The 10705-nt window shown below is 41.4% G+C and carries 9 protein-coding genes; all 9 read right to left on the reverse strand.

Annotated features, from left to right (window positions below; genetic code table 11):
• Positions 1-2: 2 nt before the first annotated feature.
• The 9 genes from L5M37_RS13450 to L5M37_RS13490 all read right to left on the reverse strand — a co-directional run bounded on the left by L5M37_RS13450 (position 3) and on the right by L5M37_RS13490 (position 10699).
• A complete protein-coding gene (locus tag L5M37_RS13450) occupies positions 3-179 on the reverse strand; it encodes a hypothetical protein (RefSeq protein WP_168826181.1) in 177 nt (58 codons plus the stop codon).
• A gap of 163 nt (positions 180-342) precedes the next feature.
• Entirely contained in the window at positions 343-2409 is a 2067-nt protein-coding gene (locus L5M37_RS13455) for an FUSC family protein (protein WP_263200796.1), read from the reverse strand.
• A 5-nt stretch (positions 2410-2414) separates the two neighbouring features.
• The gene (locus L5M37_RS13460; RefSeq protein ID WP_263200798.1) at positions 2415-3278 is read right to left on the reverse strand and encodes an HlyD family secretion protein; all 864 of its coding nucleotides are present in this window, start codon (positions 3276-3278) and stop codon (positions 2415-2417) included.
• A gap of 6 nt (positions 3279-3284) precedes the next feature.
• Positions 3285-3485, reverse strand: coding sequence for a DUF1656 domain-containing protein (locus L5M37_RS13465; protein WP_131524438.1), 201 nt, complete (start codon positions 3483-3485; stop codon positions 3285-3287).
• Positions 3486-3957: 472 nt separating this feature from the next.
• The gene (locus L5M37_RS13470; RefSeq protein ID WP_263200800.1) at positions 3958-7227 is read right to left on the reverse strand and encodes a PIN domain-containing protein; all 3270 of its coding nucleotides are present in this window, start codon (positions 7225-7227) and stop codon (positions 3958-3960) included.
• Positions 7228-7232: 5 nt separating this feature from the next.
• The gene (locus L5M37_RS13475; RefSeq protein ID WP_263200802.1) at positions 7233-7592 is read right to left on the reverse strand and encodes a hypothetical protein; all 360 of its coding nucleotides are present in this window, start codon (positions 7590-7592) and stop codon (positions 7233-7235) included.
• A gap of 175 nt (positions 7593-7767) precedes the next feature.
• Positions 7768-8028, reverse strand: coding sequence for a hypothetical protein (locus L5M37_RS13480; RefSeq protein ID WP_263200803.1), 261 nt, complete (start codon positions 8026-8028; stop codon positions 7768-7770).
• A 113-nt stretch (positions 8029-8141) separates the two neighbouring features.
• On the reverse strand, positions 8142-8579 hold the full coding sequence (locus tag L5M37_RS13485) for a hypothetical protein (RefSeq protein WP_259527885.1): 438 nt from the start codon (positions 8577-8579) through the stop codon (positions 8142-8144).
• Positions 8576-10699: a hypothetical protein gene (locus L5M37_RS13490; protein WP_263200805.1), complete on the reverse strand. Its 2124-nt coding sequence runs from the start codon at positions 10697-10699 to the stop codon at positions 8576-8578. The genes L5M37_RS13485 and L5M37_RS13490 overlap by 4 nt, the downstream gene beginning before the upstream one ends.
• Positions 10700-10705: the final 6 nt, after the last annotated feature.

Here is a 10705-nt window from a genome sequence, read left to right on the forward strand (position 1 = left end):
GGTTATTTGTCTCCTAACGCTTTGTTATTTTGAATAATACTCGGTTTCAAAATGACAAAGAGATAGGTGCTTAATATTGCGCATAAACACATAAACTGCATGGTTTCCTTGGCGTGTAATCGGGTAAAGCTTGCTACTTGCGAGATAAGATTTTCCTCTGGTGGGTTCTCCGTAGACATAATTGCTCCTTGGTTGATAATTGAATTTATATCACCAATATAGTTAGTGATCTAATTATATTAAGGCATTTTATCGGCCAAATATCAAGCTTCTATTGGATTTAAATGGTTTTGGCTGCGGCACGAGGGTGGCTTTTTCGGCGGAAAATAGTTTGAGAACTGACTATTTTTCAGCGGTGTTTTTCTGCTCGGCGATACTGTGGGCAGTGCGTTCGAAGGTTAATGTGATGCGTTCAAACATCCCAGTAATCAGAGTGAATTGTTCGTGGGGTAACGGGCATTGCGCCAGCGCTTGTAATAAGGCTTCGCTGCTGGTGTTAAACTCTTCTGCGACTTGGCCGTGGGCGCAGGCGATAAATGCCTGACCTAAATTGTGTTGCCAGAGGTTGAGTGCATTTTCTAAGTCCGAGTGCGTATCTGAAATCCCCTGCAACATGCGCCGCATTCGAATCGACACATGGCCTAGATTCAGTGCAGTGAACACCAGATCGGTAAATACCCTCGAACTCTTGCCCGAGCCTTTTTCGTAACTGGCTATCCGCAGCAGTCGATCGCCCATGCGGGCGTTAAACCAAGGCTCAGGATCATCATGTTGCGCGATATGCACTAGATCTTTTTGGATAGATTGCAGCAGACGATATTGCATCAACCGCTGGCTAGGTTCGGTAATCAATTTAAACAACCAATACAGCACAGTAACGCCAACAAAAATCGCTAAGGCATTGCTGACAGTGTTTTCTATCGCAAATGAAATGGTGTTACTGGGCTGTACTAATACCGCAAACGGCACGCAAATCCCGAGACCATAGGGCAAGGTCGGTCGATTCGCTAAGGCGAGTAGCCCAATAAAAAAGGGGCCTGCGAGCACTAAAATGAGGATTTCGAAATCGCCGCTACTCTCTGCCAGCAAAGGTAAAGCGTAAAACACTGTGAGGGGCACAGCGATAGTGATACCAACAAGAATACGGCGCAAAATCGTGGTTAGCATCGGCAGTGGCTGGCGCGCCATCATGATGGAAAAGACCACAGGCATCAGGATCATCATGAGTACCGCGCTCGACCCTGTGCCGATCCACAGCGAAGCACCAATGACAAATACCGCCATGCTGCGTAGACCGGTCGTAAACCCTATCAGTGGATCTCGGTGAAATTCCATTGGCGGCGCGTTGAGTTGTACCGCAGAATTGCTTGTCAGCACGTTATAACTTTTGAGCACCATGATCAGATCGGCGCTTAATTCCATCGCAACTTTGAGTAAGCGAGTCTCTAATGGGCTTCGGTCGCGGTATTGCATCAGGTTTTGCTGGAGTTGATACCTTAGGGTACGCGCCATTTTGTAGCATTCTTGGTCATCAGTGGATTGCGCCATCAGGGTAAAACTGCTGCGCATATTGGCTAAGGTTTTCGCGAGCGGTTCGCTGACTAGATGGGAATGATTACGTTGTAGTCGGCCAAATATTTGGATTGCCGCCAACAGCGAAAGGGTTTTATTGCAGAGAAAGTTTGCCGCATGGCTTTGTCCGCGTCCTTCTGGACCTTCATAAATCACCGCGCTGGAGTCGTCACTCAGCGCCGATACTGATTCCATAATAGTGTCGATATGTTCATGGCGGCTCGCATGTACGCCCTGTAAATCGAGTTCTAATGCAAGATAGTTAAGCGTTTGATTAATTGTGTTTTTAGCATGCAGTTGCAGACCATGTTTTACCTTAGTCGGCCAAAGTAGCGAACTGACCAAGACGGCACAAATTGCGCCGACGATAATTTCGCTGATCCTCGCCTGCGCCACATCGAATATTTTTGCACTATCGGCTGTGCCTGGGCTCGCCATCACAATGAGCACTATCAAGCAGGCTGTCATGCCCGCCATAGCAAAGGCATAGACAAAGTTTTGCTGGCGCACCATGGCCGACAACCCAGAATTTAACCCTATCCAGCAGGCGAGTAATCCTAAGGCGAGTTCGGGATAGGGCGTAAACCCGTTGAGTATGGCAATCCCCGCGAGTGCGCCGACTAAGGTGCCGCCAATTTGGCATAAGCCCTTTTCGATCACGAGGCCACTTTCGGGGCGAATTTGCAAAAATACCGCCGACACCAGCGCCCAATATGGCCGTTCTAAATTTAAAAACATGGCCACATATAAGGCGAGCGCCATCGAAATCACGCCTTTAATCGCGAAAATGAGGGTTCGTCGGTCAGGAAAAAATAAACTCTTAAGTAACAGCGTCATAATGACTATTTGTCAGTCTGTAGCTGGATGGAAACTGTCATGCCGACACTCAGCTCTATGTCCTTAGGAATGCTGTCTAGCTGGATATCGACCGGAATACGCTGTGACAACCTCACCCAATTAAAGGTTTGGCCGATTTGCGGCAATAACTGCCCATTAGTGGTGACATTGGTATTGGCAATCGCCTTACCTATGCTGACCACTTTGCCATGCAAGACATGGCCACCACTCATCAGGCTGACATCGGCGTTTTGACCTATGTGAACCAAGGGGATTTTGGTTTCTTCAAAATACCCTGTGATATAGAGAGAGTCTTGTTTAACGAGCGAAAATACTGAGTTGCCTTTGCTGACATAGTTGCCATTACGCAGGCTTAAATTGATCAGGGTGCCATTTTCGGGAGCGTGAATTTGCGTCCGCGCTAAGTCAATTTTGGCGGTATTCAATTGTGCCTGTGCGAGTTCATAACTGGTTCTTGCCAGTTCGGTATTGATAAAGGCTTCGTCGAAGGTTTCTTTGCTGACTAAGTTGGCATTGGTCAAACCGATACGGCGTTTGTATTTATGTTTTGCCAGTTCCCATGCCAATTTTTGGCTTTCCGCTTTGGCATTCAATTCGGCAATCGTGGCTTTGTAGCGGGTATCGTCCACTGTGAACAATACATCACCTTTATTAACGACTTGATTGTCTTTTACATTCAGTTGGTTTACCCAACCGGATACATCTGGCGCTATGGTAATGATTTCGGCGCGAACTCGGCCGTCGCGGGTCCAAGGAGAATAAAGGTAGTGCGACCATATCCAATGTCCGGCGATACCTGCAATCGCGACCACAATAAGGGTGAGGCTGATACGAAAGATTTTTCCCATGAACAATCAACTCCCAAGCAAGTAAATGACCAAAGCCAGATAGCAGATAAACAGCCCAACTTCGAACCAAGCTGCGCGCCACAGCTTGTGATAGAGCCCAGTTTGATAGAGTACCCCGCGAGTGATGCAGGAAAGCAGAAAAGCTAAGGGGATAAAGATAATTAATGGACTAAATAACAAACCATCGAACGCGAGTTCTTTAAGCATTACGCTATTCATCCCGATAACAGTGGCGCAGCGATAACAGCGCTAAGTGTTTAAAATGCAAAGTACTCAGTCGAGATTATAGGAAAGTCGCGTGAGAGTTAATGGTTTTATACTATCTGTGATCAATTAGGGCCAGCATAAGCTGGCCCTAAATATGATGAAATCAAAGCGAAAATCGCTTCTACCTCATGGTAGTTCGATACTTCCACACATGCCCACTGTAGGAAATCTGGAAACACAGATGCTAAATGGGTTTACCTAACAAACATAGGTTTTCCAGAATTTCTCTAAAAAAAACGATTTAGACAGGCTCAAGATGAACGGTTTCCAGAGTTTATGAAGATGCTGCTAATTCCATAAAAAACTGAATACGGTTCATAATTATGAACCTCCCTATCTCCCTACAGCCATCTAAAATATGGAACTAATCTGGTGCTCAAAGTGTACTTTCACTAAGCATAGCCATTTAGATTCATATTTCTTTTGAGTCTTCAATCGCAAGTAATTTTCTTAACTCAACATCTATCTGGTGTGAATCTAGAAAGTGTCCTTGGACAAATTGACGAAATAGAATGAGAGCAAAGTTTGTAATATTACTCGCCGAACCTAATACTTTGAAAACTTCCGATATTAATCTCGCAAGCCTCTGTTCACAGGTATAGCCTTCGAGACAGAGCATTGAAGATTCGCTGCAAGCATACACAACATGTTCAGTATATCTCCACTCGAAGAAGCTTCGCTGACCTTTGAGTTCAATATATGCTGAGCATATTGATTTCAAACAACATTCCGTTAAAACTTGAAGGGCTGTATCTGTAGATGGGTAGTTATTCGGATACATTTTAAGTATTTTCGCTGCAAGATATTGGCCTTTCTCTTTCTGGCTACATAGTTCAACTACATCTCGGTGCATTATCGGGACAGTTAAACCATATTGGATATGACATTCTGCGTGCCTACTTTCAGCCGTCTTTGTAGCTGTACTGGCGTCATTCATGAACTGGCTTACGTTAGCTAATGGTATATCTAACTGGCGATACAAAGAGCAAAACATTGAATCTAAACAGAGGAAAGGTATAGAGTGAGACATTGATGCCTTGAGGGAGCTGTAGTGAGAAATATCGAGAGTATCTCGCACCTTAGTTATCATCTCCGGCATATCGATACTTTGAGATGATATTAACTCGCACTTACCATACAACAATTGCAGATTGTTAAAAGAAGCATCTTTAGCAATATCATCAGCGGTCGTTTTTAGGAAGCCTTGTTCAGATTTAGAAATGGATAAATAATCAGCACGACCAGTCTGTTCTAACCAATCAGAAACAATTTCCTTTGTTTCTCTAGTGATATAAAGTTTGATTCCTGTACGAATCAGGCCATGGCAAAAACCTGTGAGAGATAAATAAGCGAGAGAAAGTACATCAAGGACAACTGACTCTTTAATGATCTCTCCATCAGAATATAAACTTAAATTTGAATTGCTATTTTTATCAATAAGATAAAGAAATGAACCTCGAATCAAATCGTTTTGATGAGTTTCGTGTAATCGCATTAGGAGAGGGATAGTCTGCCCATCAATTTCGGCATCAATTATTTGTTTTTTTTGAGATATGGCGCCTATTTGATTTAAGAGATCTTCAACATTGTCCTCTTCAAACCAAAGTTGGTAAAAACAATCAGAACCAGGATTTATGTCGTTACGGATGTTAACCGATATCCGAAAAGCGCCCACGATAGGCGGTAGCCTCTCAATTACTTGATAGGTCGTCATTCCTAACTCAATTTTATCACCTACATCAGCATCCTTGAGACTTTTACCCAAAGGAGTATCAGTGTCCAATAGATATTCACTATGTCCACAACCATCAACTAATAGTTTTGTAACAGTACGATTCCCTGAGTGATATACAACGGCAATGGAACATCGTTCTGAAGGATACTTAATATCAACAGGATATTCACTGAGGTGTAGGTTATTAAAGTGAAGGTTGGTAACATTGATAGCCATTCCAACAGGTTCATCAATAAACCACTCTAATATGACTGATTCAGCTAACGGCAAATCAGTTTTCGCAATTAAATGAAGAAGTACAAGCCCTTCATAACTGTATGTTTCAATGATGTTTTTAGGTATTTTTGATATGGTAATCGCTAATTCTTCTGGTGACACGTTTGATAGATGCAAAGATCGAAGTAGAACTCTCCAGTAGTAACATGAATTTGGATATTTAGCTAAAGCATGTTCTGTGAGTTGAATTGCTTTGGGAAAGTTTTCTGATGATATGGCTCTTTCAATCTTAATTGCCATGAATCTGTAGTTTTCTTTGACACCTTCTATTTTTTCTAACAGGTCATCTAATTTTTCAAGCTGGTCTGAATCTAGTAATGCTTCTGCATATACACCTAATACAGGAGAGCACCAAGGAGAAGCGGGTAATAAAGGTTCTATCAGTTTAGCGGCAAATAGTGGCAGTCCTGCTCGCCGCAAATTTTGACATAACTGGTGTATTGCAAACACATTAAAACTAATTAAATTTTCAGAATTTTTTTCTAAGAAATGTTCAATTTTTTCCGATAATGCTATTTTTTGCGGTGTATTTTCAGGATCACAGGCAATAGCATGGAGAGATAAGTAAGTGAACTCTCTTGTTTTTTTATCAGGTATTATTACATCTCCTCCATTATCTAACCATCGCTCTATCTCGCGATTTGTGATATCCCCTTTTTCCACGGCATAAGAAATCTGGGAGAAATCCTCCTCGGTTATCTTTAAGTCTTCTTGCTTAAGTATTAAACGAGGAGAGATAGAGCTGTTTGTATATTTATCTGTACTTGGTAGTACGCTGGATATGTTTGGAATTATTTTTTTAGCTTCTTCAATGTTTTTTGAACAAAAATCTATTAAGTCAGAGGCTTGGAACTGTGTTGAGGCTAGCAAGATCGCAGCAGTGTGCACTACGCGGAAATCATCAGAACTTTTTGCTAACTCTAAAGTTTTTATAATTTGCTCTTCTAGTTCTTTCATTAATTTACTGTCAATTAGCCAGAAATGATTACCATTGACTAACTTATGGATTTGGTAAGATTTAGAAAGATATAAAAGAATTCCACTGTTACTGTTTGGGTATCTATTTATTAACTCTTTTGAAAAGTTAATTGCAAGTTGGAAGTCTTCACATCTTATTGCACATCTAACCAACGAGCATAATTCATGCTCGAATAAGTCTGATATGCTCTGAGATGAAAGTTGAACGAGCTCTTCCTTGCTAGCAATTTTTTCGTAGAAAACTTCTGCTGCAAAGCTGCCTTTGTGTTGAGAGTTATAATATCTATTTCTAGCATCGCTATTTGATGAAAGTGATAAGTAGTGAATATAAATCGACTCTACAATATCCTTTATTATGAAATTTGACCTAGGACTACGTAGTAGTTCAATAAACAGTTGTTGTTTGATATTAGCATCTTTTCCTTGGGTGATAAGCAATTTATACTGAAGTATCTCAAGTAAACTCTTGCATTCTGCATCAATGGAGCCCACGGAATTAAGGCTTGTCAAATACGTGTTTGCGGTTTTCCAATCTCTATGGGTTATGGCATGAAGGAATTGCTTTGCACATGCAACCAAATCACTTGAAGAAAGACTGGTGATAATAATATCCCCAATAGTTATACCTGAGTTATCACCAGCGATAATATTGTGTCCAATACCAGTACCTTGTGTGATGGAACTATTGGTCATAATTTTTACTCATTCCCTTTATTTACTACTATATCACCAACATGAATTTGAGCATTATCATTGGTGTTAATGTTGTGCCCAACATTTGAAATTTGACTAATATGAGGGCTGTTAACGAAAATTGGTATTTGTTTCAACAGATCAGTTAGTGGCTGATGTTCACTGATTCTCCGCTCTATAGCATGAGGTGCTAAATCTTCATTAACACCAGCTTCTTTAAGTTGTTCCACAATTCTATTTATTTGGTTTTCATCAACAATCCAACCTTGTAGTTTAGACTTTAGCAACTCATAACCTATGGTTGCTCCATTTTTAACTCCATCGTAGATGAGGCCTGAAAGTATTGCAGCGGTTAGGTATTCCATTGAGTTCCTCTTCATTTAAGCTTTTGAAAGGGCGATTTATAGCTTTGTTACACCGAAACCAGCTAGTTTTAACCTTCTAGTTAGGTTTCCTTTTTAGCCTCTTGTAGCACTGTTAGCTAATTTTGCAAATGGTTTGGCTCACCCTTGATAATTTCCACATGTGTAAGTGCAAGAGTCATAGACTAAAACCGTGATGAGAACCGTCTGGTAAGTCAACATGAAGGTGGAGTTTTCCTCCGCCTGATTCAACAATTTGTTTCAACTGGTGTAGGCTATCGACCGTAGAGCTATCAATTTGGAAACTTGCATCAGCACCGATACGCTTTAGTAGCTCCATCAGACGAAGCTGAATCAACTGCTTTGACGCTATCTCTTTAGCGGCGTAAACGACCTCTTGAGGCTGCTCTGCAATGATGTCTTCAAGTTTTCTACCCATCTTCTCTGCCTTTGAGGTTAAGCTGAAAAACTTTCACATGTGAAAGTTTTTCTAGCTCTGTATGTTTGGCTAGTTTAGCCAGCAAAGAGCAGTAAAACTAGCTTAGGTATAAATCACTTGATTCTCACAATCTGGCTCTGTTTGAGTTCAACTATCTGAAGTTCAAGATCTTCAATACGTGAAAGTGCATTCCTTAGAGCATGACTTAGTTGATGATGTTCTGCGGCCATTGAAGTTAATCTTTGGGTCAATACAGCAACTTTTTCACGATACTGAATTTTTATCTTTCTTTCTTGGTTGCGCTTTTCTCTCAAAATCTCGACGTCGGCTTGAACTCCTGTGTCAGGAAGGCATTTTAGTTTTTGTACTTCTGATTGAACTCTCAGCTTGAAATCTGGATAGTAATAGCAACTGCCATTTCCCAATCCTGCTTCTTCCTCTACAGCTCGAACCGATAATTTACGGTGATCGGGTATTCGTTTGGTTTTTCGTTCGATGATTCTCTGCAAAGCGGCTTCAAGCTTGAGAAGCGTGTTTTCTGACTTTTTCATAAATCGATAACCTGCAATGGATGCTGATATTTTTCAAATTTCAGTCCAAAATCATTCAACACTTTCTCGGCAGCTCGAATCTGTGTAATACAGTGAGCATACTCTGCATGGCTGACATCGGATTGCTGCTTCAGATAGCTACTCAATGCTTGATGTTTCTTTTGCCACCATGACGCTTTTTTATCATCCACGACGCTACCGCCGCCACGGCAATCAACGCAGAATGCGGCATTTATTACTCCATCCATGTCACATTCATAGCCATTTTTACAATAGCTATGTAGAGTGCCATGTAAAGTTAATCGTTTTTCTTTAACCAATCGATACAAGCTATCCCAGTTGCTATAAATCACAGGTTTGTCGTCGCGCATGGCGACAATAGCCTTACCAAAGCTTCCCGTTAGCTTTTCATCACCATTGAACCATTTATCAAAGTGCGCCGTTGTTTGTTCAAGTTTTACTTCGTTGAGCAAGTTAATTAGCTCACTGTCTACCTTTATATCCTGTAGGCGGGATTCGATTGCGCCATTGCTATACCATTCACTCATGCGAACATGGATATGTTTGAATTGTTGCTTAATGGATATAGGGTGGCCCAGTCCGTTGCGGACGGCAAAACATGCAAAAGTGCGTCGAAATTGATGTGTAAGGAAAGGCCAGGGCTTACCCAGTTTAACTTTGTCTTCTATGGCCCCGCCATTCTTGGGATTGAGTTGGCGGCATTCGGACAATGCTTTTTCATCAACGATTGCACCAACTCTTTTTGCATAGTTTTTTAGTTTGTCGTTCCATTTTGTGCGAGATATGAGGATTGGCAAGTTTTTCCGTTGTGCTTGGCTAAGCCATAAGTTACTGGATGTTTCCATTAGCTTATCTACTTGTCCAGGATCGTTACTATGTGCTGCTAGTTTTACCAATTGTTCTCGGGCACATGCGCTCAATGAAATTGCGAGCGATATGGCTTTTTCTACTATAGGGCTGGTGAGCCACTCTTCTTTTTTTCTACCAGCTGCAAGCTTATGTGTTGCCGCTGATACAGAGTGAAATAATTGTCCGTTGATAGTGTAAGTGCGAAAACTATCCTCATGGAGTTCAAACAGTTCGCTGACCCTCATTCCGCTGAATGCGCCACAACATATAAAACAAGCGGCTTGAAGATTCGCTCTCCATGTAAATAACCAATTTCCGTCAACATTATGGTTGGGTAGTAAGCCTGTTCCCCTAAGATGTTGCGTGATGATCTCAGATTGAGAACGAGGAGTTGCTTTGTTGATTTCCTCAACGTATTTTTTGCTATTAAGCCTGCCTTCCACATCATAAAGCCACTTCCATCTACCGATGGCTAGCTTATAGTCTACGGCTGCACGGCCAATATCATAGTTTGATTGTAAATCACGTTCGAGTTGGGCGAGTTTTTCTCTATGTGGCCATGCTTTTTCCACGTAGCTGACAGCTTGCCCGTACAATACGTTAACCAATGCTTGTGGTATAGCAAGTGATTGCTTATGTTCTAATTTCTCTTGATCTGCAAGCTTTTTTGCCAACTGTCTATAGTTGATGCTCGGTAATGTTAATTGAAAAGGTAGCCACGGATTCAACCTTTCCACAGCTTGAAGAGCGGTGAAAGCGAGTTCAAGGGTGCGTTTGCTTAATGACTCATTTTGCAAATCTATTTCAAATTTTTGCCAGATATCATGGTTGTTTAATTCACTAAAACTATTGGCTCCATTATTTTTTAAGCTGACTAACGCTCTTTTTAAACCAATATTAAACCTAGATGTCAAAGTGGATAGTTTGCATTTTTGTCCAAAACAATGCCCTTGTTCGTATAACCAGCCATAGGCTATAAGTTTTGCTTCAAGAAGCAAGTTAGGTGAGTCAACTAAATAAGAGAAATCAAATTCTCTTTGGTTTTTATCACTGCCTTTATCCGAGGCATATGGGCTACAATCCCAGCGATTTTGGCCGAAGTATGCTCTTAATATTTGATGTTGATCTATGCATACAGGTACTTGGTTTAATTTGTCCCAGTTATGCTCTCTGACTAATCGTTCCACATCTTGGGTGTAAAGGTTGAGTGAACTAGGTGCTTCAATTGGCAAATGTAATAGTGGTTTCATTTCGTC

Source organism: Shewanella sp. SM69 (genome assembly GCF_025653985.1).
GTDB classification, from domain to species: domain Bacteria; phylum Pseudomonadota; class Gammaproteobacteria; order Enterobacterales; family Shewanellaceae; genus Shewanella; species Shewanella oncorhynchi.